This window comes from Rhizobium sp. A37_96 (genome assembly GCF_053521765.1).
Window position 1 is genome coordinate 249,041 of record NZ_JBNWDS010000004.1, and the last position, 26,825, is coordinate 275,865.

A 26,825-nucleotide genomic window follows, 5' to 3' on the forward strand; every position below is an offset into this window, starting at 1 on the left:
GCATCATTGTCGTTAAGAGATCGAATATCGGGGTTGCGACAGATGGACCAAAGGAGTGCCCGCGCCTTGCTTCCGCAAACGGTGCAAAAACCGTTCTGCCGCAAGGCAGGCGCAATGATCGGTCTCAAATTTTCTGCTATTTCTGGAACCTTGAGCTGTGCTAGTAGTGCGGCAAGGGCGATCAGGGACCGGGTGTTGTCAGAGTGTTAAGTGTTGGGACATCTTTTTCCGCCCGGTTGCCGACGCTTGCCGGAATGGGTCTGCTGGCCGTCTCCTTAGCGGCTACGTTTCCCGCATCGTCCAGAGCGGAAGACACCCCGAAATCCTCGTCCGATACCTGGGTTGTTACCCTTGGGGCGACCGTGGAGTACGGCCCCAGCTACGAGGGATCGAAGCACCATTCCTTCAGCGCCCTGCCTTCCTTCGATTTGCACCGGCTCGGCGAAGCGCAGGAATACAGCGCTCCCGACGACAATTTCGATTATCAGCTGTTCGATCTCCACGGCCTCGAAGTCGGCCCCGTAGTGGGCCTGCGGGACGACCGCTTCGACCTCAACGACCTGCATCTGCAGAGCCAGCGCAGGGTGCGCTGGAATTTCGATGCCGGTGGCTTTGCCCAGTATTGGCTGATGGAAAATCAGCTGCGGTTTCGCACGGAAGTGCGTCAATCGCTTTGGGGCGGCGATGGCCTGGTCGGCGATCTGGCACTCGACTGGTTTCAGCCCATCGGCGACAAATGGCTGCTGTCCGCCGGACCTCGCCTGTCGATGGCGAACTCCATCTATATGCGCACCAACTTCGGTATCTCGGAAAACGAGGCTGTGAAACATGGCCATGTCAGCGCCTTCGACGCCGGCGCCGGCGTGAAATCGGTCGGCTTCGCAGTGGCGGCGACCTATACGATCTCGCCCGAATGGAGCATGCAGGTCTACGAGAAATACAACCGCCTGGTGGGCGACGCGGCCGATAGCCCGGTCACCTCGCAGTTCGGCTCACCCGACCAGAACATCATCGGCTTCACGCTGAACAGAACGTTCAACATCAACTTCTGAGGCGCTCCGCGCTTCATTCTCGGCGATGTAGCCGCGCGTCAGCGGGATGACGTCGTTTCGCTTGGTCATCTGGATCTGGAAGACGACGAGATCCTCGTAGCGGAAGGCGGCCTCCGCCGTCGAAAGATAGTATTCCCACATCCGGCAGAAGCGCTCGTCGTAAAGCTTTACCGCGTCGTCCCAGCGCGCCATGAAACGCGCGCGCCAGCTTTCCAGCGTCTTGGCGTAGTGCAGCCGCAGCACCTCGACATCGGTAATGGCGAGCCCCGCCGCCTCGATCTCGGGCACGATTTCGGAAAGCGCCGGAATGTAGCCGCCGGGAAAGATGTATTTGTCGAGCCACGGCGTCGTGAAGCCGGGTGTCGCCGAGCAGCCGATGGTGTGCAGCACCATGATGCCGTCATCCTCGAGCAGCTCGGCGCATTTCCGGAAGAAGGTGCGGTAGGATGCCAGCCCGACATGCTCGAACATGCCGACCGAGACGATCCTGTCGAAATGGCCGGTGAGGCTGCGATAGTCCCTCAGCGCGAACTGAACTTCGGCCGGCATTCCCCCGACCTTGTCGGCCACGCGCTTCGAGGCATAGTCGTGCTGCTCCTCGGAGAGGGTGACGCCAAGCACATAGCCGCCGGGCGCATGCTCCGCCATGTGCAGCGCCAGGCCGCCCCAGCCGCAGCCGATGTCGAGAATGCTGTCGTTCGGCTCGATCAGGAGCTTGGCGGCGAGATGCCGTTTCTTGGCAAGCTGCGCGTCTTCCAGCGACTGGCCGGCATGCTCGAAATAGGCACAGGAATATTGCCGGTCGGGATCGAGGAAAAGCTCATAGAGACGGCCGTCGAGATCGTAGTGATGGGCGACATTGGCCTTCGATCGAACAGGCAGATTGCGATGGCGGAAAATCCGCAGCCTGGTCCGGGCATGATCGATGATGCGGGCAATGAGCGGGTGGGTGCTGTTCTGCGCCTCCCGCAGCATCATCGCCACGAAATCGTAGAGCGTGCCACGCTCGACGATGAAACGGCCGTCCATGTAGAGTTCGCCAAGCCGCAGATCGGCATCGATGAGGAACGCCCATTCAGCCCGGCCGTCGGTGAAGCGGACATGAACGGGCTCGCCGGTGCCGTCGCCGAATGTGAGGATGCGGCCGCTCGCCGTCGTCACGGTCAGCGCGCCCCGCGTGACGATGGACGACAGTGCCCGCTTCACGCACCAGTCCGCGAGGCCTGAGAAAAGGACATTGCTTTTGCCGTTGCGGCGATTTTCATCGTGAGAACTGGGCATCATCCATCCTTGCCGGCGCCACTCTGCAGACCGTCACGCTTGGCGTGCCAGTCTCCGTGATCCTCCGTCTCCACATTGGCGCTCGCGATCAGCCAGACGCCCGCCAGGATCAATCCGCTGCCGATCACCTGCAGCGCGACGACCCGCTCGCCGAAGACGAACCAACCCGTAGCGATAATCAGCACGTAGCTGATGCCGGAAAGCGGAAAGGCGCGGCTGAGGTCGAGTTCGGCCAGCACGTTCATCCAGATGAAGAAGCAGGCGACCTCGACGGCGATCGCCGCCAGGATCCAGTATGACGACAGCGCCTGCCAGAGCCATCCTTCCGCGCCGCCGTCGCTCAGCTGCTCCGCCCCATGCTTGACGAAGAACTGGAACAGGGTGTTCAGCACCGGCACCGCGAGCCAGGAAAAACGCATCGGCATCACGCATCCGCCTCGTCTGTCGAGAACAGCGGCGACACCAGCCGCAGCAACTTCTGGAAGAAAGGGTTGCGATGGCGAAAATACATCGCATTGCCCGTCAGCTTGCTGCCGAGACGCACCTTGTTCTCATAATAGGCCTGACCGCTTTGATAGCGGTTGAGACCATGCTCCAGGCAATAGCGCAGGTTGGTAAACCAGCTCAGGAAATAGAGGTTGTAGGGTCGCCCCTTTTCGCCATCCATGCAGAAGAACTTGTCGATGGCGACGTGTTCGTCATGCACGATCAGATTGGCGGCAAGCAGCTTGTCTTCGACGAAGTAGAAGGCGCAGAAGGAGCGACCGCGCATGCGGCTGAGAACACCCTGGAAGTATGCGGGGGTGAGCTCTTCGAACTGCCATTCGCTGCGGTTGCGGGTGTCGTGATAGAGCGCCATCACCTCGGGCAGGAACTCGCCGAAATCCGTCCTGATTTCCACCCTGACCTGCTCGAAGGATTTCAGCTTGCGGCGCATATCCTTGCGGGTGCCGGATGAAAGCTTGGCGAGATACTCGTCGATCGTCTTGAAATCGATGTCGAGCCACGCCGTCGGGAGCCCGCCGATCGAGGCATAGCCGCGGGCGACGAACAGATCGCCAAACTCCGCCGAAGCCTGCTCGGGAATATCCTTGAGGCCGACCAGCGCGCAATTCTCTGTGGCGGCAAGCTGTTCGAAGAAGGACAGCAACTCCCCAAGCAACACGCTGCGGCGCTCGCCGGACACGTCGGCACGAAAGCCGATTGCCCCCGTCTCGGTGCAGGGCGATCCAAGGCAGGCAAGGCGCAGCTTCAGAAAATTCGGGAAATGGCGCTGCACGCTGCGCACGGACCTGCGCAGGAACCCCTCTTCCAGCGTCGTATCGAGGGCATAGAGGCAGAGAAAGGCCGGCATGGCGGCGCAGACGCGCCCGTCTTCCGTTACGGTGATATAGCGCCATTCGAAACCATCGAGACCAGCCTCCTCGATGGCAAGCAGGCAATCATAGTCCTCGACCTGGTCCTGGAAACAGGCGTTCCACGCATCGCGGCCGATGGCGCGAATGCTGAAATGGACCTCGGCCACCGGGTTGCCTGCCGGCATCGGCAGCGCTTTAAGCAGCGGCTGCGACATGGCGGGCCTCGAAGAAATCTGCCGTGAAATCGGCCACCTGGCGATGCTGCCGGTCGACATGGATCATGTGATAGCTGTCCGCTATCCATTTCAGCTCGTGCGGAGCGCCGATATGCTCGGAAATGTAGCGGGCGTGCTTCGGACTGGCGAGATCGTCGTCCTCGGCATGCAGGATCAGCGTCGGCGTCTGCATGGTCGGCAACATGCCGCGAAGCGCCTTGCCCAGCCGATGCATTTCGACAAGGCCCTTGCCGGGAAATTTCTCCAGGACGCCTTCGCTGGCCATGCCCTCGATCAGCCGGCGCATGCGCTCGTCCTTGATGCCGAGCGACGTCGTCTCGCTGAAGCTCAGGCGATCGAGGAAAGGAATGCGCGATAGCCATCCGATCTGCGACGCCAGGAGCGGATAGTAGAAGGGAACGTCCCAGCCGTCGTAGCTGAAGCAGGGAGAGTAGATCGCCACCGCGCCGATCGCCTTCTTCTGCTCGGCCGCCAGCATGGCCAGCTTGCCGCCGACGCAGATGCCGGCGGCAAAGACCTCCTGCGTTCTCGATGCCAGCAGTTCCGATGCCTCGACGACAGAGCCGAGCCAATCCTCCCAGCGCGTCTGGCGCAGCGTCTTCGCATCGACGCCATGACCGGCCAGCAGCGGCGCATGGATGCTGTAGCCCCTGCGGTTGAGATGCCGGGCCACCAGCTTCATCTCGGCAGGGGCGCCCGTCAGACCATGGATCAGAAGGACGCCTTTGCCGTTTGAGCCCTCCATGAAGAAGCTCAGCTCATCATGTTTCATGAGACAGCTCCGACGGCCGGTTTTCCTTGGCCATGAAGCCAAGCGCATGGCAGGTGCTGATGACATGCGTGCCGTTCTTTTCCTGCTCTTCCTTGATCTGCTCGTGCAGGGACTGGAGCTTCGTCCAGTGCGTACGCGGGCGATAGTGGTGTTCGGCGTGGTAGCCGTTGCCGAACCAGAGCCAGTTGTAGAAGGACTTGTGGCTCGACACGCCCCAGGCGATCGGCTCGTCCGGATCGCCGTTCAGATGCTCGTAATAGCCGTTCAGCGACGACAGGCAGTTGCCGATATAGTAAAACGGCACGAAGAACAGCACCGCCTTCCAGTCATAGATGAGCGCGAGCGCCGCAAGCCCCAGGAAGAAATAGAGCTCGAAACGGCCCCAGGCCGCATCGAAGGGGCGATTGCGGGCGATGGCCTTGTGGATATCGCCGAGGCTGTCGCGGAAGAAGCTCAGGAACGTGTAGGACCAGACGTTTTCCGGCTGGCCGTCATGGCCGTGACGATAGATCGACAGGAGATCGACGGTCTCGCCCTTCTCGTTGGGACGGTCGCTGTTGCCGGAATGATGGCGCATGTGCACCCAATGATAATAGGTCTGCGAGAAGCCGATCGCGACCGACTCCAACAGGCTGAAGGCGTAGTTCATCCAGCGCGGCTTGAAATAGGGCGTATGGATGAAGTTGTGCGATATGCTGTTGATGTTCCAGGAGATCGAGACGGCATAGAGGCAGCCGAGGACGGCCGAGAGCCAGAGCGGCCGGCTTTCGAAGCCGACGATCAGGTAGACGTCGAAGGCGAGATGGGCGACGGCGGCCAGAACCGGTGCCAGATCCCATCGGGTGTGCGCAAAGATTTTCATAATCCTGTAACTCCCACACAGGCCACGCCGGCGGTGACGAGGAACACGCCGGTTGCATGGCGCAGGTTGATATTTTCCTTGAAGATGACGGCGCCGGCGAACACGATGACGACGTAGCTCAGCGCCATCAGCGGGAAGGCGATGGTCAGGGGGACATGCTCGAGAACGGCCGTCCAGGCGAGAAGCTCGACGGCCCAGAACAGAATGCCGAGCCAGGTGACCGGCTTGGCCAGCGCCGCGAGCAGCGCGTTTTCGCTGGCCGATTGCTTGAAGCAGACCTCGCGGGCGGTTTCCGCGAGCACGCAGAACAGGATGAGCCCAAGCATGGGAAGTGTCAGGCTGCCGGTCATTCCATATACTCCGCGAGAACCTCCAGCAGCGCGTGATTGGCGGCGCTGTTGATGTTCCTCGTCGTTTCCGCGCCCTGGCGCATGCGCGGCTGGTCGATGAAGATCTCCGCGCGCTTCAGGAACTGCGTCCGCAGGCTACCAGCATAGTTCGGGGTCGAATAATCCCCGATGACATCGGCGCCGATGATGCGGTGACGGCTGCCGATTTCGCTGATCAGAGCGAGAAGATAGGGTAGCCGCATGCGGCCCTGATCCCAATTGGTGACGGCATCGTCGGCGGCCAGGACATCCTTGTCGATCGTGACATAGACGGCCTCGGTGCGTATGCGGCTGAGCATCCGGTCGATGAAATTGTCCTCGCCGATCTCCGCGATCGATTTCCAGTGCAGCGCGCCCTTTTCCTGCTGATAGCTGGCGCCATTGCCGTAGTCGGCCAGCACGCGGCTCGGCGGATGTTCGTAAGGGTAAAGCTCCAGCTTGCCGTCCCCGAGCCAGTGCAGGTTCGCTCCCTTGCGCTCCGGGCTGCGAAGATCGCTGCTGCAGACGCCGATCGTGATGACCTTCTGGATATTGGGATTGGCAAGGGCCCTGTTGACCCAGGAGCCGCAATGCATGCCGCCGTCGAACTTGACCCAATCGGGATGGTTGTCGAAATGGATCAATGTGGCGGGACCGGGCTGCCGCTCCAGTGCTCCCTCGAGCAACAATGCCGTGATGTGATGGAAGTCGCCGGACCCCATGAAACACAGCTGCGGATCCTTGCCCGCCGCAGGCCCGTTCCTGACGATTTCCCGGCCGAGATCGTCGAGCGCGCTCTGCTTGCCCCAAAGCCGGACCTGCCGGCCCTCGTTCTTGCCGAAATACTGGTGCGCGCCGGCAAACTTGCAGGCGCGCACGAAATCAGGCTGCAACTCCAATGCGTCGTCGAGATGGAGAAGCAGCAGCTGCACGGTCTTATCTCCGGGCAGCGCGCGTCAGAAGCTGGTCGAGGAGCGCAAGCGCCAGGTCGATCTCTTCGTAGCTGATGAGCAGGTTCGGCGCGAAGGTGATGACATTCTTGTGGTAGCCGCCGACATCGAGCACGAGGCCGTAGGTCTTGCCGCCGACCTGCATGTCGCCCTTCATGCCTTCGTCGCACATCCAGTCCATCGTCGCCTTGTCGGGCGTGTAGCTGTCGTCCTTGCAGATCTCCATCCGGAGCGCCAGGCCCAGCCCGTCGACTTCGCCGACGATGGCGTGGCGCTTCTCCAGCTGCTTCAGCCCATCGAGGAAGTGGGCGCCCTTGGCCATGACCGACGCGCCGAAATCCTCTTCCTCGAGCATCTTCATCGTCTCGAGCGCCACGGCGGTTCCCATCGGGTTGCTGGCGAAGGTCGAATGCGTGGAGCCGGGCGGGAAGATGGTCGGGTTGATCATCTCTTCGCGGGCCCATACGCCGGACAGCGGATTGAGGCCGTTGGTGATCGCCTTGCCGAAGACCAGCGCATCCGGCGAAACGCCGAAATGCTCGATCGACCAGAGCTTGCCGGTGCGGTAGACGCCCATCTGGATTTCGTCGACGACGAGCAGGATGCCGTGATCGTCCAGCACCTTCTTGAGTTCGACGAAGAAGTTCATCGGCGGAATGACGTAGCCACCGGTGCCCTGGATCGGCTCGATGTAGAAGGCGGCAAATTCGGACTTGCCGGCCTTCGGGTCCCAGACGCCGTTATATTCGCTCTCGAACAGGCGGGCGAACTTCTGCACGCAATGATGCCCGTATTCTTCCTTCGACATGCCCTTCGGGCCGCGGAAATGATAGGGGAACTCGACGAACTGCGCCCGGTCGCCGAAATGGCCATAGCGGCGGCGGTAGCGATAGCTCGAGGTGATCGCCGAAGCGCCGAGCGTGCGGCCGTGATAGCCGCCCTCGAAGGCGAACATCAGGCTCTTGCCGCCGGTGTAGTTGCGCACGAGCTTCAACGAATCCTCGACGGCCTGCGAGCCGCCGACGTTGAAGTGGACGCGGCCCTTGTAGCCGAACTTGCGCTCGGCATCCTGGGCGATCAGGGCTGCAAGCTCCACCTTCTCGCGGTGCAGATATTGCGACGCGACCTGCGGCAGGCGGTCGAGCTGGCGATGCGCGGCCTCGTTCAGGCGCTCGTTGCGGTAGCCGAAGTTGACGGCCGAATACCACATCTGCAGATCGAGGAAGGGCGTGCCGGTCCGGTCGTAGACGAAGGAGCCTTCGCATTCCTCGAAGAATTTCGGGTTGGCCGTGTAGTGAACCGTGTCGCCATGGGAGCAATAGGCCTCCTCAAGGGCGCGCAGCTCCTCTTCGGAACGGACGGACTCGGTCTCGCCGCTGAAGGCTTCGGCTACATTCGTTTTCATTCAATGCCTCTCGGTCTGGTTCACGCTGTCTTGAACTGCGGCAGCGCGCGGGGGCGTCGTTCGACGCTCGGGAGAACGGCTTCCATCTTCGGAAGCAGGTCGGAAAAGTCTTCGAAACCGACATAGGGAATGCCGTGTTCCTCGCAGTAGTCGGCAAGCTTGGCCTTCGCGAAAACGAGGTCGACCTTGTCGGAAACGCAGAAGTCGCTGCGGCCGTCGCCGATATAGACCTGCAGGTCGGCGCTATCGACGACGCGGCATTTGCAGACGCCGGCGCCGGATACGCAGCCGGTCGTGGCGAACGGCGGAAACAGCGAATAGGACTCGCGGCCCTGTGCGACGCTGCAAGTCAGCACATTGGCGACGATGGGAAGACCCTCGATGCCGTGGCGTGCCAGAATGCGGCGGATAAAGTAGTCGACGCCATCGCTGACGATGGTGACGGGCAGTTCGCCACGGCTGCAAAAGGACAGGAAGCCTTCGAAACCCGGATCGATCGCTTGCGTGTCGAGAAACCGGTCGAGTTCGGCCCTGCTTGCCTGAATGAGGGCGATCTGCCGGCGCATGCACTCGCCGGAGCCGATCTGCCCCTGCTTCCACAGCTGCTCGATGTCTTCCCACTCTGAGCCGGCGAAACGGGATAGCACCATATCCGTCGCGTCTTCGATGGATATGGTTCCATCAAAATCGCAAAACACCTGCATGCAGCACCCTTTCGCCATATCCTAAGTTGCGTCTAACAACCTCAGATGAGCCGGGCATGAGCGGAAAATGATGCGAAAATGAAAAACGGCGAGACGTCGATTTTAGTTCAAAGGCAATCGCAGATCGACGCGGAGACCGTTGCCCTGACGTGACGAGGAAAGCTCGACCGTCGCCGAAAGACGATCCGCGGTGTCGGCGACAATGGCAAGGCCGAGGCCGGCCCCTTCCGTGTGAAGCGTATTGAGGCGGTAGAACCGCTGGAACACCGCCTCCCGTTCATGGGGCGGAATGCCGGGACCGCTGTCGCTGATCGAAATACGGCCAAAACCGTCGTCGGAAGAGACAGAAACCGTGATCTCCCCGCCGACGGGCGTGTACTTGATCGCGTTGTCAAGCAGGTTGGTGACCATCATGCGCAGCAGCGATTCATCGGTCGTGACCTGGATTTTCTCGTCGCCTTCCAGCACCACCTCAAGCTCGCGGCTGGTGATGATATTGCCGAATTCGGCAATGAGCGACGCCACCCAATGATAGAGCGTCACCGACGTCAGATTGAGCGGGTGATGGCTGACCCTTGCCAGCCGCAGCAACTGCTCGATCAGATGGATAGTGCGGTTGTTGCTGGCGACGAGGTCGGCGACGATCGCCTGCCGCTCGTGATCGCTGTCGCTGTGCTCGAGCATCCGCAGCAAAAGCTTCATGCTTGCCTGCGGCGTGCGCAGCTGATGCGCGGCAAGGTCGGAAAAGCGCCGCTCCAGCGTCAGCGACTGGCCGAGCTTTTCCAGCAGCTGGTTGATCGACCGGCCAAGCGGCAACAGATCGCGCGGCAGCCCTTCGACCGGAATGGCCGAGAGATCGTCGGGCGATCGCGTGCGGATCTGTCGAACCACGCCATGGATCGTGCGCAGGCCGCTGTTGATGCCGAGCCAGATGAGAAAGCCGATGACCGGCACGAGCATCAGCAGCGGAAAGAAGAGATTGAGCAGGATGTTGGAGACGAGCGTTTCGCGAAGCGCGATCTTTTCGCCAAGCTCGATCACGATGGTCGTGTTCGGGATCGGCAGCGAATAGACGCGCCACTCGTCCCCGCCATAGGTCAGGGTGGTGAAGCCGACCTTCTGCTGGGGTACGTCCGAAAGGAAGGCCGTGCTGCTGTAGAAGCGGATGCTGCCATCGACCCAGGCGCGAAACATGTGCGCATCGGCATAATCGTCGGCGTCTTCGTTGAAGGCCAGCTGATTGTCCATGTTGAAGTCGATATCGTCGATCTGCTTGGCCGCGTGGCCAGGCGTCTTTTCCAGAGGTCGGCGCAGCAGGCTCCAGATCACGTTGGCATCGTCGATGAGCTGGGCGTCGTAGATGTTGTTGATTTCCCGCGTCGCGCTGTTGAAGGCGAACGCGGCGATCACGACGATCGTCACCACGACGACCGGCGCAATGCGCAGAAACAGCTTGCGGGTAAGCGTGGAATTGTTCATCGCTCGATCATGTAGCCGACGCCGCGGATCGACTTGATGAAGTCGGTGCCGAGCTTCTTGCGCAGATTGTAGATCGTCACCTCGATCGTGTTGCTTTCGACGGTGTTTTCGGCGTCGTACAGCGCATATTCGATATCGTTCTTCGTTACGTAGCGGCCGCTGCGCTCCATCAACAGCTTCAGCAGATGGAATTCCTTCGCGGTGGTATGCACCTGCGCGCTGCCCTTGCGGGCCACCATGGCGGACGGATCGACCTCGACGTCGCCACAGCGGATGACGCTTTCGGTCCGGCCGTCGCGCCGGCGGATAAGCGCGCGCAGACGCGCCAGCAGCTCGTCCAGGTCGAAGGGTTTGACCAGATAGTCGTCGGCGCCTTCGTCCAGGCCCTCGACTTTCTGGCGAACCGAATCCATCGCCGTCAGCAGCAGCACGGGCACGGAATTCCCCCGTTGCCGGATACGCCGCAGCACCTCCATGCCGCTCAACTGCGGCAGGTTGATATCGAGGACGATCGCCGCGAAATGCGAATGCTCCGCAGCCTCCAGGCCGGATGCGCCGTCGCGCATCCAGTCGACGCCGTAGGCGTGCTTCTCCAGCGCCTTCTTGAGCGATGATCCGAGGATATTGTCATCTTCAACCAGCAGAACGCGCACGACCGACCTCATCTAGCCGAATTTTCTTGGGCAATGTGAGCCGCAATTGGAACGGCCATGTGGCAAAGCTATGACGGATCATTTCCGCCTGGCAAGAGCGGCTCTTTCCAGCGATTTGCAGACCTTGCCGAAAACGATGCGCAATCCGGTCGCCCACAGACGCTAGCGCAGCTTTTTCATGGATGCTTCCAGCACCTCGAAAATCCTCGCATCGGTCGATTGCGCAACATTGAAGCGCATGAAGCGCCCGGCGGTATCCGACAGGCTGAAGACATTCCCCGGTGCAAGGACGATCCCTTCGGCAAGGCAAGCCCGGGCGACATCGGCCGCATCCAGCCCCTCCGGCAGCCGGCACCAGAGAAACATGCCGGCCTGCGGCTTCAGCCACGGCACGATGCCGATGGCCTCCAGCCGGGCCGACACTTCCGCCATCGCCTTGGCGAGCCGCACGCGCAACGCCTCCACATGCTTGCGATAGCTGCCGTCCTTCAGCGAGAGATAAACGAGCTCGGCCGACAACTGCCCGCAACTGAAACTGCTGGCGACCTTGAGATCGACCAGCCCGTCGATCCAGTCCCGCCTCGCCGCGATGAAGCCGCAGCGCACGGAGGCCGAGAGCGTCTTCGAAAAGCTGCCGATGTGGATCACCCGGTCGAGCCCGTCATAGGCGGCAAGGCGCGGCGCCGGAACATCCTCAAGATCGGCGAAGATATCGTCTTCGATGATGATGAGCCCGGACGCATCCGCCAGCTTCAGCAACCGATGCGCCGTCACCGGCGAAAGCACGGCGCCCGACGGATTGTGAATGGCGGAATTGGTGATGTAGAGGCGTGGCTTGTGCCGTTCGAGAGCCTGCCCGAACAGTTCGACATCCGGTCCGGTCGGCGTGAAGGGCACCGAGACGACATTGGCGCGATGCGCCCGCAGGAGCGCATGGAAATTGAAGTAGCAGGGATCGTCCACCAGCACGGTATCGCCGGGCTCAAGCAGGAAGCGGCAGAGAAGGTCGATCGCCTGCGTGCCGGATTCCGTCAGCAGGATCTGGTCCGGCGGCACCGTGATGCCGTGATCGCCAAGGCGCCTGGCAAGCAGCTGGCGCAGCGGCGGCAGGCCGAGCGGCGTTCCGTAATTGGCAAGCGCGCCCATATCCCCCCGCGCCAGCGTTCGCAGCGCCCGGCGCAACGCCGCCTGCGGCAGCCAGGAAGGCGGAAGCCAGCCGCAGCCGGGCTTCAGAACGTCCTCGCCCACCTCCAGCGATTGCCGCGATATCCACAGCGGGTCGACATTGCGGTCCGAACTGGCCCCGGTCTCGGACAGCGAAAGCGGAGGCAGCGGGCCGCAGACATAGAATCCCGAGCCCGGCCGTGAGCGGATCGTGCCCTCGGCGGCGAGCCGCTCATAGGCCTCGACCACGGTGGAAACCGACACCTGCATGGTCTTTGCGAAGCTGCGCACGGAGGGAAGCCGTGCCCCCGGCATCAGGCTGCGGTTCGCGATGCGATCGGAAACCGCTGTCATCACCGCATCGATACGCGTGCTGCCGGCAATGCCGGCCATCGAAAGATTGTCCATCCGTACTGCACCTTCAGCCATAACAGTTCGCGAAAATTGTACTGCACCGTCTCTGGCTTGGCCAGACAAATACGCCGATACCGCGAGGAGCAAGAAGGAGCATGCGCAATGGACAAGGCAACGACGGGATGGATCTACGGTTTGACGGGAGTTGTGATCTTCAGCGGCTCGCTGCCGGCAACGCGCGTGGCCGTCATGGATTTCGATCCATTGTTCCTGACCGTCGCCCGTGCCGTGATCGCCGGCCTGCTGGGCCTGTGCCTGCTGCTTGCCTTTCGTGAGAAGCGCCCGGCTCGCGGCGACATCACCTCGCTCGCCATCGTCGCTCTCGGCTGCGTCGTCGGCTTTCCTCTGCTGACGGCGCTGGCGCTCAAGCACGTCACGTCAGCCCATTCGATCGTCTTCATCGGCCTGCTGCCACTGGCAACGGCCATCTTCGGCGTGCTGCGCGGCGGCGAGCGGCCGAGGCCGGCCTTCTGGATATTCTCCGCCATCGGCAGCGCGCTCGTCAGCGGCTATGCCCTTGCGCAGGGCGTATCGGCCTCGCCGGTCGGCGATCTCCTGATGCTCGCCGCCGTGATCGTCTGCGGCCTTGGCTATGCCGAAGGCGCGGTGCTGTCGCGCCGGCTCGGCGGCTGGCAAGTCATCTGCTGGGCGCTGGTCCTGTCCCTGCCCGTTACCATCGCACTCTGCCTCATGACCATGCCGCACAGCATCGACGGCATCGGTCGCCCGGCCTGGCTCGGCCTCACCTACGTCTCGCTCTTCAGCATGCTGATCGGCTTCGTCTTCTGGTATCGCGGACTGGCGCAAGGCGGCATCGCCGCCGTCGGCCAGCTGCAATTCCTGCAGCCCTTCTTCGGCTTCGCGCTCGCCGCAGCGCTCCTCAAGGAAAGTGTGAGCTGGTCCATGCTCGTCGTGACGATCGGCGTCGTCGCCTGCGTCGCCGGGGCACGGAAATTCGCGCACTGAGATATCGACCCTGCAGCGCCTTGCCGCTTGACCTTCTAAACCGATCAGTCTATTAAAAACCAATCAGTTTAGAAGGAGCCCATCATGCCGACCCCTCTCGTCCCGCCTTTCACCCGCGACACCGCCATCGCCAAGGTCCGCCTGGCCGAGGATGGCTGGAACAGCCGCGATCCGGAGCGTGTTTCCAAGGTCTATACCGAAGACAGCCAATGGCGGAACCGCGCCGAGTTTCCGCGCGGCCGCAAGGAAATCGTCGAGTTCCTGACGCGCAAATGGGCAAGGGAGCTGGATTACCGGCTGATCAAGGAGCTCTGGGCATTCGACGGCAACCGCATCGCCGTGCGCTTCGCCTATGAATGGCGCGACGACAGCGGCCACTGGTTCCGCTCCTACGGCAATGAAAACTGGGAGTTCGATGCGGACGGACTGATGCAGCGCCGTTTCGCCTCCATCAACGACATGCCGATCAGGCAGGAGGACCGGAAATTCCACTGGCCGCTCGGCCGCCGGCCGGACGATCATCCGGGCCTGTCCGACCTCGGCCTTTGAAATGGTGCGGACCGTCTTCGAAAAGTCCGACGCCATCGCCCTTGTTGCCGAAGTCTTTCGCGAACTCGGCTACGAGGGGGCGTCGATGAGCCACATCACCGCCCGCACGAAACTGTCGAAGGGCAGCCTCTATCACTTCTTTCCCGGCGGCAAGGAGCAGATGGCGGCGGAAATCATGGCCCATATCGACGCCTGGTTCGTGACGGAGATGTTCAAGCCGCTCGAGGACGACGAACCGCGCGCTGCCATTGCCCGCATGTGGCAGACGACGGACAGCTACTTCCGTTCCGGCCGCCGCGTCTGCCTGATCGGCGCCTTTGCGCTCGACGAAACGCGCGAGCGCTTCCCCGCCGCTATCAGAAGCTATTTCCATCGCTGGATCGACGCGCTCGCCGGCGCTCTGGTCAAAGCCGGCCTGCCCGACGCGGAAGCGAAAACGCTGGCCGAGGAGGCCGTCGTCGGCATTCAGGGTGCCCTGACACTCGCAAGGGCACTGGGGGACGACGCGATTTTCGGCAGAACTCTGGCAAGGCTGAGCCAGACGGTGGAATCCGCGCTCGGATAACACCGTCTGGCCAACGCGAATCACCGCCGGTCGCTTCGCCGAATATGGCGCAGGAGGATGATTCGCCCGGTTCGGCGGACCGTGAATTGCTGAAAAGCATATGGCGGACACCGGGAATTGACCGCGGGCAGCGCGTAAATCCCTGATCTTAAACAATCCTCCATAAATGCGTGGCAATATTAACCATGTTTGATTTGCAACTATCCAGGCTCTCGTGCTCAGCAGGGAACGAGAGCGCCGAGGAGACGGATAGACGATGCTGCAGCAGGTAAACGAGACCGACGACGCGCTGATCGATCGACTGCAACGTTCGGCGTTTGATTATTTCATGCTCCACACCAATCCGGAAAACGGGCTGGTGGCGGATACCTCCATCAAGACGAGCCATTGCAGCATAGCGGCGGTCGGCTTTGCTCTGTCGAGCTACCCGGTTGCCGTGGAGCGCGGATGGATCAGCCGCGCCGATGCCGCCAAGCGGGTGCTGACGACCCTCGATTTCTTCGCCAACAGCCAGCAGGGCACCGAGCGCGGCGCCACCGGCCACCGCGGCTTCTACTATCATTTCCTCTACATGGAGACCGGCAACCGCGCCTGGAACAGCGAGCTTTCGACCATCGATACCGGTCTGCTGCTGATCGGCGTCCTGACGGCGGCCGCCTATTTCAACGGTTCCACCCAGGCCGAACGCGACATCCGCAAGCAGGCGAAGTTCCTGTATGAGCGCTGCGACTGGCACTGGGCCCTGAACAAGGGGCAGGCCATCAGCATGGGCTGGAAGCCGGCCAGCGGCTTCCTTCGCTGGCGCTACCAGGGCTATGACGAGGCGATCTTCCTTTACGTGTTGGCGCTGGCCTCGCCCACGCATGCGATCCCATCCTCGAGCTACGAGGCCTTTGCCTCGACCTATACCTGGATGATGTTCAAGGATGCGCCCTTCCTCTATGCCGGGCCGCTGTTCATCCATCTTTTCTCGCATGCCTGGATCGATTTCCGCGACATCCGCGACAAGCATGTGGCCGACAAGGATACCGACTACTTCCGAAACACGCAGACGGCGATCGCGGTGCAGCGCGACTACACGGAGCGCAATCCCGGCCATTTCGTCGGCTATACGAAGGATGTCTGGGGCCTCTCTGCCTGTGACGGCCCGAACCCGACGGGAACGAAGCACAGCCGCCGCCACGCCCCGAAGGTCTTCGGCTATGCCGCGCGCGGCGCTCCGCTCGGCCCGGATGACGGCACCATCGCCCCCTGGGGGCCGCTGTCCTGCCTCGCCTTCGACCGCCAGGCCGCGCTCGACGGCACGAAGGCGCTGCTGTCGACCTATCCGAATCTGCTGCTCGACGGCCGCTTCCCGGGCGGCTTCAACCCGAGCGTCAAGGGCACTGGGCCGGAAGGCTGGGTGGACGATCGCTCGGTCGCCATCGACCAGGGGCTGCTGGTCATGATGATCGAAAACGCCCGCACCGGGATGATCTGGAACCTGATGCGGCAGTCGCCGATCCTTCGCAGCGGCCTGGAACGCGCCGGCTTCACCGGCGGCTGGCTGGACGAAAAGAAGGCAAAACCCGCCATCGCCTGAGCGATGGATCCCGGGGGCCGTCAGGCGTCTCCGTCAATGTCGCAAGAATGTGCCGGCCCCCTCTCCCCAAACGGGGCGAGGGCTGGGGTGAGGGACCGTGCATGCGAGTGCGGCAGAACGAACTCACCGGCCATCATCGTCCGCGCCTCAAAGCCTCTCTATCGCCGCAATCACCTCGTCCTCGACGGTGATGCCCTTATTGAGGGCGAGGCGCCGTGCGGTCTGCCCGCGCCGGCCCGGCAGGCGGACATTCGGGTCGCGGGTGATTTCGGCGGCCAGCAAGGCCAGCCGCTGCGCCGTTTCGGTGGCACTCGTCGCTACAGGATTGATCGCGATGATCGTGTGGCCAAGTGCCGGCGGCGCACCCTTGTCATCGAAGAGCGACGAGGACTCGAAGGCATAATTGGCGCCGGTGAGGCCCGCCGCCAGAATTTCCACCATGAGAGCGAGCGCCGCCCCTTTCGAATCGCCGGTGGGGATCATCGTGCCGGCCAAGGCCTCCTCGGCACTGGTGGTTGGTCTCCCCTCGCGGTCGAACGCCCAGTCGGCGGGAATGGGCGCTCCCTGCTGCCGCGCGGCCATCACCTTGCCGCGCGCTACCTTGGAAAGAGCCAGATCGATCACGATCGGCTCGTCATCGGGCAGCGGCGCGGCAAATGCGATCGGGTTGGTGCCGAAAACAGGCGTCTTGCCGCCCCAGGGCGCCATCGCCGCCGGCGCATTGGCGACCATCAGCGCCACAAGCCCCTGATCGGCAAAGCGTTCCACCGTCAGGCCCATGACACCGGCATGATGCGAACGGCTGATGGCGGCGAGTGCAATCCCCTGCTCTCGGGCAATCGCGGGAAGTTCGGCAATGGCGAGGTCGAGCGCGGGATAGGCATAGCCATTGCCGGCATCGATGCGCAGCACGGCCGGAAAGGGCCGGCTCGCCTGCGGCACGGCGAAACCATCGGTCTTGCCCGCCTTGGCCTGCCCGGCATAGGCGGCGACACGCCGCAGCCCGTGACCGCCCTGCCCGGCAGCTTCCGCCGCCACGAGCGCAATCGCCACCGAACGGGCATTCCCGACGCTTACCCTGTTTCGCTGCAGCGCCTCCGCGACCAGCGTCTCGGCTTCGGGAAGCGACAGGTGCATGAGGCAAGACCTTGAAAAAGAACCAGGGAGGACAAAGGTTTCTACGCCTTCCTCCTCCCTATCGCAATGCAGCAAAGCTCGGGTGTCACGCCACGTCGAACTTGACGCCCTGGGCCAGCGGCAGCGTGCGACCGTAATTGATCGTGTTGGTCGCCCGGCGCATATAGGCCTTCCAGGCATCGGATCCCGACTCGCGCCCGCCGCCCGTTTCCTTCTCGCCGCCGAATGCGCCGCCGATCTCGGCACCGGAGGGACCGAGATTGACATTGGCGATGCCGCAATCCGAACCCCGCGCGGAGACGAATGTCTCGGCCTCGCGCATGTCGTTGGTGAAGATCGAGGACGACAGGCCCTGCGGCACGGCATTGTGCAGCGTCAGCGCCTGATTGAAGTCGCTGTACTTCATCACATAAAGGATCGGCGCGAAGGTTTCCTGCTCGACCGGGCCGGTCTGCTCGGGCATTTCGACCAAGGCCGGACGAACGTAGAAGGCATCGCCAAAGCCGTTTCCAACACGCTCGCCGCCGGTGATCGTGCCGCCGGCAGCCTTCGCTGCCGCAAGCGCCGTCTGCATCCGGTCGAAAGCCTGCCCGTCGATCAGCGGACCGACGAGGGTTCCCGCCTCAAGCGGATTGCCGATCGTCACCGAGCCATAGGCTTTCTGCAGGCGCGGCACGAGCTGGTCGTAGACGCTGTCGTGAACGAAGAGACGGCGCAGCGTCGTGCAGCGCTGGCCGGCGGTGCCCATTGCGGAAAAGGCGACGCCGCGCAAGGTGAGATCGAGATCGGCCGTCGGGCAGACGATGGCCGCGTTGTTGCCGCCCAGCTCGAGAATGGCGCGGGCGAAACGGCCGGCCAGGCGCGGACCGACCGCGCGACCCATGGCCGTCGATCCGGTCGCCGAAACCAGCGGCACCTGCGGATGATCCACCAGCAGCTCGCCGAGATCGCGGCCGCCGATCAGGAGCGTCGAAAGATTGGCCGGCGCTTCGCCGCCTTCTGCGACATAGCGTTTCAGCGCCTTTTCGAACAGGGCCTGCACGGCGAGCGCCGTCAGCGGCGTCTTTTCCGACGGCTTCCAGATGGTGGAATTGCCGCAGACGATGGCAAGCGCCGCGTTCCACGACCAGACGGCAACGGGGAAATTGAAGGCCGAGATGATGCCGATCGCCCCCAGCGGATGCCAGCTTTCCATCATCCGGTGTTCCGAGCGCTCGGTGGCGATGGTCAGGCCGTAAAGCTGGCGCGACAGCCCCACGGCGAAATCGCAGATATCGATCATCTCCTGCACTTCGCCGAGGCCCTCGGAGGTAATCTTGCCGACCTCGATGGAGACGAGGCGGCCAAGGGCGGCCTTGCCGGCGCGCAGTTCCTCGCCGAGCAGGCGGACCAGCTCTCCGCGCTTCGGCGCCGGCACGTTGCGCCATGCAAGAAACGCCTCGTGCGCGTTCCCGATCGCAGCCTTCGCCTCGCTCGTCGAATGTTCCCTCAGCCGGCCGATCTCGGCACCGGTCACCGGGGAGGTGACGGCAAGCGTGCCGCCTGTATAGCGATCGGCCGATACGCCGATATCAGTCAATATTGCCTTGGTCTCGGCAGCAAGATCGAGTGTCGTGGTCATGTCGTTTCCTCTTCCCGTAATGCTGATACGGCTTTCTTTTGAATTCTGGCTTCTAAGTTCTGGCGCCAACGAAATGCGCCGCCTGGGCGCCGGCCTCGTACCACATTTCCTTCACCGCCCTGAAGCTCGGCTCGACGATATCGGTCACCGGCAGCGGCAGATCGGCCTCGGAAATCTGCCCGAGGATATGGCCGGCAAGCACCTTGCCGAACACGGTGCCCGGCGCGATGCCGCGGCCGTTATAACCCGAGAAGCCGACGACATTCTCGGCCAGCTTGTGGAAACGCGGCAGCGCGTTGTCGGTCATGCCGATCTTGCCATACCATTCGCATTCGAAGGGAATGTCCCCGAGCTGCGGAAAGAGCTTTCTGAGCGAACGGCGGGCCCAGCTCTTGTGGATTGCAAGACCGGTATTGCGCAGCGCGCCAACGCTGCCGAAGACGAGCCGGCCGGCCTGATCCATGCGGAAGGAGGAGAGCACCTCCTTGGTGTCCCACGCACCCTCGCGTCCGGGCAGAACGGATTTGCGCAGATTGTCGCCGAGAGGCACGGTGGCGAAATTGAAATAGGGCAGATGCACCTGTTCCTTTCGCACCTTCTCCCAGGGGCCGGTGCTGTAGGCGTCGGTCGCGACGACGATCCAGTCGGCGCTGACCTTGCCGCCATCGGTCGAAACCACCCACTTCGCCCCGTTTCTTTCCGTCGATATCACCCGGCTGCCGGTATGAACGGCAACGCCCGCCTTCACCACGGCATGGGCAAGGCCGCGTGCATAGGCAAGCGGCTGCAGCGTACCGGCCCGCATGTCGAGCAGCGCGCCCGCATAGGCAGAGCTGCCGATCCGGCGCTCCGTCTCCCGCGCATCGAGCACCGTGACCGGCGCGCCGCGTTTGCTCCATTGCCGCGCCCGCTCCTCGATTTCCTTCAACCCCTCCGGCCCGACGGCGCAATGCAGCGTGCCGTTGCGCTCGAGCTCGCAGGCGATGCCGTGCTTCTCGATCAGCTCCATGACCAGCGTCGGCCCGTTGCCGAGCAGGTCGAGAAGCCGCTCGCCATGAACCGGGCCGAGCTCGCCGGGGAGATCGTCCGGCATCACCCACATGCCGGCATTGATCAGGCCGACGTTGCGCCCGGCACCGCCGAAGCCGATTTCGTTGGCCTCGAGCAGCACGACGTTCGTGCCGGCTTCCGCAAGATGCAGCGCCGTCGAAAGGCCGGTATAGCCGCCACCGACCACCACGACATCGGCAAAAAGCTCGCCGGAAAGCGGCCTGGTTGCCGGCGGCGGTGGGGCGGTCTTTTCCCAAAGACCATGGGAGCGAGGGTCATTCAGCATGAAACCGGTCCGATCGACAGAGGTAATCGCGCCAATCTAGCGCTACGCCGGAAAGTGCGGAAGCGGCAAGAGCGATATCCGGTGGACAGAGAAAAACTTGCATGGCGACCGGGCTTTCGGCCATTATAGAGGAAAGGCCGGCCACCATCGTAGCCGCGGATAAAACCACGCCACCATCGCGGCTGCGGACAGAAGCAGGACACACTCATGAAGCCCATTTTCGTTCAGCTCCAATGCGCTCCCGGCAAGACCTACGAGGTCGCCGACGCCATCTACCAGACGGAGCTGGTTTCGGAGCTGTATTCCACCAGCGGCGAATATGACCTGCTGATGAAGGTCTACATCGCCGAAGAGCAGGATATCGGCAAATTCATCAACGACCACATCGCCAATATCCCGGGCATCATCCGCTCGCTGACCACCCTGACGTTCCGAGCGTTTTGAGAAAGCCGGATTTCGGGTCTGAGCATCACAATTAAGCCCGCGTTGGTGGAATTGCCCCTCACCCCAACCCTCTCCCCGTTTCGACGGGGAGAGGGAGTTCATTGAATTTTGTGGGCGACACAAAGAGCACGCGGCAATCGCCGGACTGATCCCCTCTCCCCGCGCGCGGGGAGAGGGTTAGGGTGAGGGGCAGCTGCTCAACGCCCCCAACATTAACCCTCTTGCTCAAAACCTCCTGGTTTTCTACCCACGGTTAAACGCTTTTTAACCGCCCCGATGATCTCCTTTGCCGACTGATCAACGGGCGGCGCGCTGTAGCGCCGGATTGCGGGCGCGTGGCGCGGCATAGGGATCGAGGGTGGATCGATGACATCGGCGGTTGCGGACATTCAGGCAAACAAGCAGGCCGGGCCGCTGATCGTCCATGTCGTGCGCCAGTTCCTGCCGAACAAGGGCGGCCTGGAAGACGTCGTTGCCAATCTCTGCCGTCAGCTGGTCGCCCGCGGCTATCGCGTGCGCGTGGTCACCTGCAACAGCCTGTTTTCCGATCCCGGCCGGGAGCTTGCGGAACACGAAACCATCGACGGCATCGAGATCGTCCGCATCCCCTGGTCCGGCTCCAGCCGTTATCCGCTGGCCCCCAAGGTCTTCCGCCATCTGGCCGACGCGGATCTCGTTCATGTCCACGCCGTCGATTTCTTCTTCGACGCGCTCGCATGGGGCAAGCTGATGCATGGGCACCCCATGGTCGCCACCACGCATGGCGGCTTCTTCCACACCCAGAAATACGCCGCCATCAAGAAGATCTGGTTCAATACCGCAACGCGGCTGTCCGCGCTCGGCTATCATTCGCTCATCTGCTGCAGCCAGTCCGATGCGCGGCTCTTTTCCCGGATCGCCGACAGCCGCGTGCGCCTGATCGAAAACGGCGCCGACGTCGGCAAGTTCTCCAATTGCGCTGCCTTGGAAGCACGCCGCCGCATCGTGACCATCGGCCGCTTCTCGGTCAACAAGCGGCTCGATCATCTGCTTGATGCCATGAAGGTGCTGGCCGCCCGCGATGCCGACTGGCATCTGGATATCATCGGCGCCGAGTCGGACCTCAATCGCGCGACGCTGGAAAAGGAAATCGCCGCCCGCGGCATCGAACGCAATGTCGCGCTGCATGTTTCGGTCGACGATTGCGCGATCCGCAACATCATCGCCCGCGCCTCGCTCTTCGCTTCGGCTTCCGAATACGAAGGCTTCGGCCTGGTGGCGATCGAGGCCATGAGCGCCGGCCTGCTGCCGGTGCTGAACACCAACGAAGCCTACAAGGCGATGGCCGAAACCCATCCGGCCCTCATGCTCTCGGATTTCTCCAATCCGGAAGCGGCAGCCGACACACTGACCGCCGCGTTCGAGCGCCTTCAGGCCGATGACCTGACTTTGCGGCAGGAGCTGTTGCGCGACGCCCGCGCTTACGCATGGGACGAGGTCGCGCAGCGCTATATGGACGTCTACGACGAAACGCTGACGCCGAAAGGCAAGTCGCCTCAGCTCCTGCGCCAGCGCGGCCAGGCGGCATAACCTTCGAGAATACCCGTGAGCCAGGCGCGCTTGTAGCGGGCCGCATCGAGGTTGAAGCGCGCCAGCGCCGCCAGCCAGCCGGCGACCGGCCGGAACAGCCGATACCCGACGTAGTAAAAGGGGAAGGCCTGCTTGCGCATCAGCGCACCGAAGCCGCGTCCGTATTTGCGCGCGCGCTCCACCTGTCGCGGCCCGTATTCGCTGGTGACCTGATCGTGATGGACGATGAGTTCGGGAAAGAACATCGCCCCTTTGCCTGCAGCGAGCGCGCGTAGCAGAAAATCCGCCTCTTCGCCGCTCTGGAAAGGCGATTCCGAGCCGACGCCGAGATCTTCATCGAAACCGCCGATATCGCTCAGCGCCGCACGACGGACAAAGATGCCGTTGGAGTTGCCGCATTTCAGATAGTTCCAGCGGGTGAGTGCAAGCCGTGTCTCGCCCGTCGGGCTGACGGAGGGTATCCCCTCGGCGTCGAGCGTGCGGCCCGTGACGATGGCCAGATCCGGATGAGCGGCAAACAGCGCCTCGGCTTTGGCGAGCGTATCCGCCTCGTACCAGCAATCGTCATCGGGAAAGCAGACATACTCGCCTTCGGCGACCGCCATGCCGTTGTTGCGCGCCCGCGAAAGCCCTTTCGGCGAGCGAATGTGGCGGATCGGGAAGGAGGAGGAAAAGCTGCCGATGAGCGCGCGCAACCGGTCGTCCGCGTTCTGGTCGACGACGATCACTTCGAAATCCCTGTGATGTTGCCCGGCCAACGAACGGAATAGCCGCTCCAGCTGATCGAAACGATCGATCGTGCAGACGATGAGGCTGAACAATGAAACCCTCCGCACAAGCCCCAGGGGCGGCCAATATCAGAGAGAAAGAATATTAGCCGAAGTAAAAAATGAACTTAGGGCAGCATTAAACCCTAAATATTAAGGCATATGAAATAGAGCTGAGGCTATCCCCGCGAAAAGCCGGATCAGTGCGGTAAGTTCCGGCAATTTGAGGAGCAGTCTGTCTTCATGTCGAAGAGCATAATGGCAAATTCGGCCTTGAACGCGGCAGCGGGATTGACCCTGCTCGCGACCGGCTTTGTCTGCTCGATCATCGCGGCGCGCCTGCTCGGCCCGGAGGCCAACGGCATCATCGCCTTCTCCCTGTGGCTGACGACGACGGGCGCGCTCATCGCCGAACTCGGCGCCGGTGTCACCTTGCTGCGCGTCCTGCCGCAATTGAAGGGGCAAGGCTATTCGACCGAGGAACGGCGCGGCTTTGCCGCCTATCTCCTGCAGCCGACGATCCTCGCAACCCTGATCCTGCTCGCCGGCTATGTCGCTTACTATTGGGATGCGGAGCGACTGCACTGGGCCGGCGACGCATCCTACGTCATCACCATTACCGGCGTGTTCTTCGTTCTTCAGTCGCTCGGCGCCTATAGCAAGAACTACCTGATCGGCGAGCAGCAGCTCGGCGCGTTCCTGCGCATTACCGTGACAAGTTCGGTGCTGCAGCTCGCCACCGTCCTCCTGGGAGCCATATTCTTCGGCGTCGGCGGCGCACTGGCCGGCTATGCGATCGGCCAGCTGCCCATGTTCATCGCGACCCTCAGGATCGCGATTGCGCGCAGGAACAGCTGCGGCGTCGGCCTTTCCGCTCTCGTCAGCTCATCGCTCATTCTCTCGATAGAGCTCATCAACAGCTCGATCTTCCTCAATCGCATCGAGCTGCTGTTCCTGCAGCGGTACTGGGGCATCGAAGCGGTCGGCTTCTACGCCGTCGGCCTGTCGCTCGCCAATCTGGCGCTGCAGCTGCCGGTGCAGTTGAGCGGCAGCCTCCTGCCCTATTATTCCGAACAGATGCACGCGCGGGCGTCGGACAAGCTGCCGGTGGAAGTCTTTGCCGGCGTGGCGCGCAGCATAGCCTATATCACGCTGCCGATGAGCTTCGGCCTTGCGGCGATCGCGCCCGAGCTGGTGGTGACGATCTTCGGCGCGCCCTTCGCTCCGAGCGGAAACATGGTGGCGCTGCTGTCGCTGACCGCCGTGCCCTATGTCTTCATGCTGATATGCACACAATATCTCTATTCGCTCGACCGCGTGCGCGAACGCACCGTCATGGGCGGTATCGCCAGCGCCGTCATGGTCGGCGGCTGTCTGATCGCGGTGCCCTTCTACGGCGGCGAAGGTGCCGCGCTGGTCCGCTTTCTGGCCTATACCTCCCTGTGCCTGCTGATGGTACGCCGCATGGAGTTCGAGGGATCGACGCGAGGCATGCTGACCAACCTTGCAAAAGTTACGGTTGCTGCCATTCTGTGCGCGGTTGCAGCCTATGGTTTCACGCAGGCGCTGACCGGTGTCGCTGGTCTTGTGGGCGCCGTCATCGCCGGCGCCTTGGCCTATGGCATCGCGCTCAGATTGCTGAAAGCCGTTCCGGACGAGGATATCGAAGTTCTGCAGAAAGTCGCAACGCGACTGCCTGCCCGGGCTCATCCAATTGCCACTCAGGCTCTGGCTCTACTGGCGCCACGCCGAATGTGAGGAGATTGTCATGGCTGGTTGGGGAGCCGCCGAGGAACAGAACAAGGGCAAACAGACAAGATCGGCAGCGACACCGGTAACGTTCGCCGGCACGGTCGGCCTGTTTGCGCCGGCCGTTGCTCCCTCGCATGGCACTGCCGTCCTGTTTCTCAGCCCCTGGGGCTTCGAGGAAATGTGCGTCCGCAAGTTCTGGCGGGTTCTGGCGGAAGATCTCGCCGATATCGGCATAGCCAGCCTGCGTTTCGACTATGCCGGCACCGGCGATGCGCTTGATGGTGTTGCCGGTGAAGGCAACGGCCTGACGCCGTGGCAGGAAACAGCGCTTGCCGCCACCACGAAGCTGAAAGCGCTTTCCGGCTGCGACCGCCTGATCCTCGTCAGCCAGGGCCTGGGCGGAACCATCGCCGCCGCGCTCGCCGAACGCATTCCCGACATCGCCGGCATCGCCTTTCTCGCGCCCGTCATCTCCGGCCGCGCCTATCTGCGCGAACTGACCGTCTGGTCCAAGATGATCGATGAAGGCATGGGTCTCTCGGAGGCGCTGCGCCTGACGGAGGGTGTCACCGTCGCCAGCCTGCGCATGCCGGATGGTGTCGCCGAAGTCGTCAAGAAGCTGAATTTCATGACGCTCGACCGGCTCGACGCACCGAACTGCCTCGTGCTGACGCGAACCGGCCGTCCGGGAGACGCTGATTTCGCACATCACCTCCAGACATTGGGTCCGCATGTCGAGCAGGCTCCATACGAAGGCTACGACGACCTCGTCTCGAACCCCACCGTTGCCGTCATGCCGACGGCGACCGGCCGGAGAATAGTCGAGTGGGTCCGGTCGATCGCCGCCCAGTCCGAGACGGCCGCATTGGCCGTCGCCAAACCGCCGGCTGCGGAACCTCTCGCCGGCGACGGTTTTCGCGAGACGCCCGTCCGCTTCGGCCAGGGCGAGCGCATGTTCGGCATCCTCTGCGAGCCGGAGGGCGACCGCACAGGCGCAACCGCACTGATACTGACGACCGCCTATGACAGACATGCCGGCTGGGGCCGGATGTCGGTCACCATGGCGCGCGCGCTCGCCCGCGACGGCATCGCCTCGCTGCGTTTCGACACCGCCAATGTCGGGGACAGCCCGCCGCTTTCCGGCGCGCCAGACCAGGTGCTCTATTCCCGCGAACAGCATCGGGATGTCACGGAGGCGCTGGACTTTTTGGAGAGACGAGAGCTGCTGCCGGCCTATCTCGTCGGGCGCTGCAGCGGCGGCTACCTCGCCTTCCAGGCCGCCGTGCGCGACGCACGGTGCGATGGTCTCGTGACCGTCAACCCCTACAGTTTCCATTGGGATGAGAGCCAATCCGTCGACGAGGCGCTGCGTTTCGCTCCCCGCTCGCTGGAAACCTACGGTCGCAAACTCCTGCAGATGGAGACGTTGAAGCGACTCCTCGGCGGCAAGATCGATGCGAAAAACGCCATGCTCAACATGGCCACGGGACTCGGCAGGCGCGGGATGCGGACGAGCCGCCGGCTGCTCGGTGCATTCCCTTTCTTCGCCGCCGCGCAAGGGCCCGTCCTTGGCGGCTTCCGCACGCTTGCGAAACGCGGCGTCGACATGTCGCTGATCTACAGCGCCCATGACATCGGCCTCGATCACCTGCACGACCAATTCGGCGAGAACGGCGCCGGCCTGAAGCACTTTCCGGACATACGCCTGACCATCATTCCCGAAGCGGACCACAATCTGACCCCGCCCTATGCGCGCAAGGTGTATCTCCGGGAGGTCAGGGAGATGGGTTTGAGGCTCGCCAACCGATGACGCCCCGACTTGAAAACCACCGGAAATGT

Annotated in this window: 25 protein-coding genes; 9 read left to right on the top strand and 16 right to left on the bottom strand. The window is 62.7% G+C overall.

Annotation, left to right across the window (positions count from 1 at the left end; translation table 11 throughout):
* Nucleotides 1–203 precede the first annotated feature (203 nt).
* Nucleotides 204–1,052 (top strand): MipA/OmpV family protein, encoded by an 849-nt coding sequence (locus ACQZ6J_RS14975; RefSeq protein ID WP_449084633.1) that lies wholly within the window; start codon nucleotides 204–206, stop codon nucleotides 1,050–1,052.
* On the opposite strand, the gene ACQZ6J_RS14980 is transcribed toward ACQZ6J_RS14975, so the two are convergent.
* The 12 genes from ACQZ6J_RS14980 to ACQZ6J_RS15035 form a co-directional block, all read right to left on the bottom strand.
* The gene (locus ACQZ6J_RS14980) at nucleotides 993–2,333 is read right to left on the bottom strand and encodes a class I SAM-dependent methyltransferase (RefSeq protein WP_449084634.1); all 1,341 of its coding nucleotides are present in this window, start codon (nucleotides 2,331–2,333) and stop codon (nucleotides 993–995) included. The genes ACQZ6J_RS14975 and ACQZ6J_RS14980 overlap by 60 nt on opposite strands.
* Nucleotides 2,333–2,758, bottom strand: a complete 426-nt coding sequence (locus ACQZ6J_RS14985) for an EamA family transporter (protein ID WP_204326570.1) — start codon at nucleotides 2,756–2,758, stop codon at nucleotides 2,333–2,335. Before ACQZ6J_RS14985 ends, ACQZ6J_RS14980 begins: the two co-directional genes overlap by 1 nt.
* Entirely contained in the window at nucleotides 2,758–3,906 is a 1,149-nt protein-coding gene (locus ACQZ6J_RS14990) for a GNAT family N-acetyltransferase (protein ID WP_449084635.1), read from the bottom strand. Before ACQZ6J_RS14990 ends, ACQZ6J_RS14985 begins: the two co-directional genes overlap by 1 nt.
* Nucleotides 3,887–4,699 (bottom strand): alpha/beta hydrolase, encoded by an 813-nt coding sequence (locus ACQZ6J_RS14995; RefSeq protein ID WP_449084636.1) that lies wholly within the window; start codon nucleotides 4,697–4,699, stop codon nucleotides 3,887–3,889. Before ACQZ6J_RS14995 ends, ACQZ6J_RS14990 begins: the two co-directional genes overlap by 20 nt.
* A complete protein-coding gene (locus tag ACQZ6J_RS15000) occupies nucleotides 4,689–5,561 on the bottom strand; it encodes a fatty acid desaturase family protein (RefSeq protein ID WP_163987137.1) in 873 nt (290 codons plus the stop codon). The genes ACQZ6J_RS14995 and ACQZ6J_RS15000 overlap by 11 nt, the downstream gene beginning before the upstream one ends.
* Nucleotides 5,558–5,911 carry a DMT family transporter gene (locus ACQZ6J_RS15005; RefSeq protein ID WP_163987138.1) on the bottom strand — a complete coding sequence of 118 codons (354 nt, stop codon included), beginning with the start codon at nucleotides 5,909–5,911 and terminating at the stop codon, nucleotides 5,558–5,560. The genes ACQZ6J_RS15000 and ACQZ6J_RS15005 overlap by 4 nt, the downstream gene beginning before the upstream one ends.
* The gene (locus ACQZ6J_RS15010) at nucleotides 5,908–6,861 is read right to left on the bottom strand and encodes an arginase family protein (protein WP_449084637.1); all 954 of its coding nucleotides are present in this window, start codon (nucleotides 6,859–6,861) and stop codon (nucleotides 5,908–5,910) included. The genes ACQZ6J_RS15005 and ACQZ6J_RS15010 overlap by 4 nt, the downstream gene beginning before the upstream one ends.
* A gap of 4 nt (nucleotides 6,862–6,865) precedes the next feature.
* Nucleotides 6,866–8,284, bottom strand: coding sequence for an aspartate aminotransferase family protein (locus ACQZ6J_RS15015; RefSeq protein ID WP_163987140.1), 1,419 nt, complete (start codon nucleotides 8,282–8,284; stop codon nucleotides 6,866–6,868).
* Between the two features lie 20 nt (nucleotides 8,285–8,304).
* Nucleotides 8,305–8,988, bottom strand: a complete 684-nt coding sequence (locus ACQZ6J_RS15020) for an MtnX-like HAD-IB family phosphatase (RefSeq protein ID WP_163987141.1) — start codon at nucleotides 8,986–8,988, stop codon at nucleotides 8,305–8,307.
* 102 nt (nucleotides 8,989–9,090) lie between these two features.
* Nucleotides 9,091–10,467 (bottom strand): sensor histidine kinase, encoded by a 1,377-nt coding sequence (locus tag ACQZ6J_RS15025; protein WP_163987142.1) that lies wholly within the window; start codon nucleotides 10,465–10,467, stop codon nucleotides 9,091–9,093.
* Nucleotides 10,464–11,120: a response regulator gene (locus ACQZ6J_RS15030; protein ID WP_163987365.1), complete on the bottom strand. Its 657-nt coding sequence runs from the start codon at nucleotides 11,118–11,120 to the stop codon at nucleotides 10,464–10,466. Before ACQZ6J_RS15030 ends, ACQZ6J_RS15025 begins: the two co-directional genes overlap by 4 nt.
* A 162-nt stretch (nucleotides 11,121–11,282) precedes the next feature.
* Nucleotides 11,283–12,677, bottom strand: coding sequence for an aminotransferase-like domain-containing protein (locus ACQZ6J_RS15035; RefSeq protein WP_163987366.1), 1,395 nt, complete (start codon nucleotides 12,675–12,677; stop codon nucleotides 11,283–11,285).
* Nucleotides 12,678–12,800: 123 nt separating this feature from the next.
* Between ACQZ6J_RS15035 and ACQZ6J_RS15040 the strand changes: the two genes are divergently transcribed.
* From ACQZ6J_RS15040 to ACQZ6J_RS15055, 4 genes are all read left to right on the top strand, one after another.
* Nucleotides 12,801–13,664, top strand: a complete 864-nt coding sequence (locus ACQZ6J_RS15040) for a DMT family transporter (RefSeq protein WP_163987143.1) — start codon at nucleotides 12,801–12,803, stop codon at nucleotides 13,662–13,664.
* 84 nt (nucleotides 13,665–13,748) lie between these two features.
* On the top strand, nucleotides 13,749–14,213 hold the full coding sequence (locus ACQZ6J_RS15045; protein ID WP_449084638.1) for a nuclear transport factor 2 family protein: 465 nt from the start codon (nucleotides 13,749–13,751) through the stop codon (nucleotides 14,211–14,213).
* Between the two features lies 1 nt (nucleotide 14,214).
* Entirely contained in the window at nucleotides 14,215–14,778 is a 564-nt protein-coding gene (locus ACQZ6J_RS15050; protein WP_449084639.1) for a TetR/AcrR family transcriptional regulator, read from the top strand.
* 256 nt (nucleotides 14,779–15,034) lie between these two features.
* Nucleotides 15,035–16,360 carry a glucoamylase family protein gene (locus ACQZ6J_RS15055; RefSeq protein WP_449084640.1) on the top strand — a complete coding sequence of 442 codons (1,326 nt, stop codon included), beginning with the start codon at nucleotides 15,035–15,037 and terminating at the stop codon, nucleotides 16,358–16,360.
* Between the two features lie 147 nt (nucleotides 16,361–16,507).
* On the opposite strand, the gene ACQZ6J_RS15060 is transcribed toward ACQZ6J_RS15055, so the two are convergent.
* The 3 genes from ACQZ6J_RS15060 to ACQZ6J_RS15070 form a co-directional block, all read right to left on the bottom strand.
* Nucleotides 16,508–17,497, bottom strand: a complete 990-nt coding sequence (locus tag ACQZ6J_RS15060; protein ID WP_449084641.1) for an Ldh family oxidoreductase — start codon at nucleotides 17,495–17,497, stop codon at nucleotides 16,508–16,510.
* A gap of 85 nt (nucleotides 17,498–17,582) precedes the next feature.
* Nucleotides 17,583–19,118: an L-piperidine-6-carboxylate dehydrogenase gene (amaB, locus tag ACQZ6J_RS15065; RefSeq protein WP_449084642.1), complete on the bottom strand. Its 1,536-nt coding sequence runs from the start codon at nucleotides 19,116–19,118 to the stop codon at nucleotides 17,583–17,585.
* A 52-nt stretch (nucleotides 19,119–19,170) separates the two neighbouring features.
* On the bottom strand, nucleotides 19,171–20,454 hold the full coding sequence (locus ACQZ6J_RS15070) for an NAD(P)/FAD-dependent oxidoreductase (RefSeq protein ID WP_449084643.1): 1,284 nt from the start codon (nucleotides 20,452–20,454) through the stop codon (nucleotides 19,171–19,173).
* Nucleotides 20,455–20,661: 207 nt separating this feature from the next.
* Here ACQZ6J_RS15070 and ACQZ6J_RS15075 point away from each other — a divergent pair, with 207 nt between their 5' ends.
* Both ACQZ6J_RS15075 and ACQZ6J_RS15080 read left to right on the top strand, forming a co-directional pair.
* The gene (locus ACQZ6J_RS15075) at nucleotides 20,662–20,898 is read left to right on the top strand and encodes an Lrp/AsnC ligand binding domain-containing protein (RefSeq protein ID WP_004125824.1); all 237 of its coding nucleotides are present in this window, start codon (nucleotides 20,662–20,664) and stop codon (nucleotides 20,896–20,898) included.
* Between the two features lie 366 nt (nucleotides 20,899–21,264).
* Nucleotides 21,265–22,467 (top strand): glycosyltransferase family 4 protein, encoded by a 1,203-nt coding sequence (locus ACQZ6J_RS15080; RefSeq protein WP_449084644.1) that lies wholly within the window; start codon nucleotides 21,265–21,267, stop codon nucleotides 22,465–22,467.
* Here the strand turns inward: ACQZ6J_RS15080 and ACQZ6J_RS15085 are convergent.
* Nucleotides 22,434–23,288 carry a glycosyltransferase family 2 protein gene (locus tag ACQZ6J_RS15085; protein WP_449084645.1) on the bottom strand — a complete coding sequence of 285 codons (855 nt, stop codon included), beginning with the start codon at nucleotides 23,286–23,288 and terminating at the stop codon, nucleotides 22,434–22,436. The two genes, ACQZ6J_RS15080 and ACQZ6J_RS15085, sit on opposite strands and share 34 nt — an antisense overlap.
* Nucleotides 23,289–23,477: 189 nt before the next feature.
* Here ACQZ6J_RS15085 and ACQZ6J_RS15090 point away from each other — a divergent pair, with 189 nt between their 5' ends.
* Together ACQZ6J_RS15090 and ACQZ6J_RS15095 are read left to right on the top strand one after the other, a co-directional pair.
* Nucleotides 23,478–24,992: a lipopolysaccharide biosynthesis protein gene (locus ACQZ6J_RS15090; protein ID WP_163987152.1), complete on the top strand. Its 1,515-nt coding sequence runs from the start codon at nucleotides 23,478–23,480 to the stop codon at nucleotides 24,990–24,992.
* A 10-nt stretch (nucleotides 24,993–25,002) separates the two neighbouring features.
* The gene (locus ACQZ6J_RS15095) at nucleotides 25,003–26,796 is read left to right on the top strand and encodes an alpha/beta fold hydrolase (RefSeq protein WP_449084646.1); all 1,794 of its coding nucleotides are present in this window, start codon (nucleotides 25,003–25,005) and stop codon (nucleotides 26,794–26,796) included.
* Nucleotides 26,797–26,825: the final 29 nt, after the last annotated feature.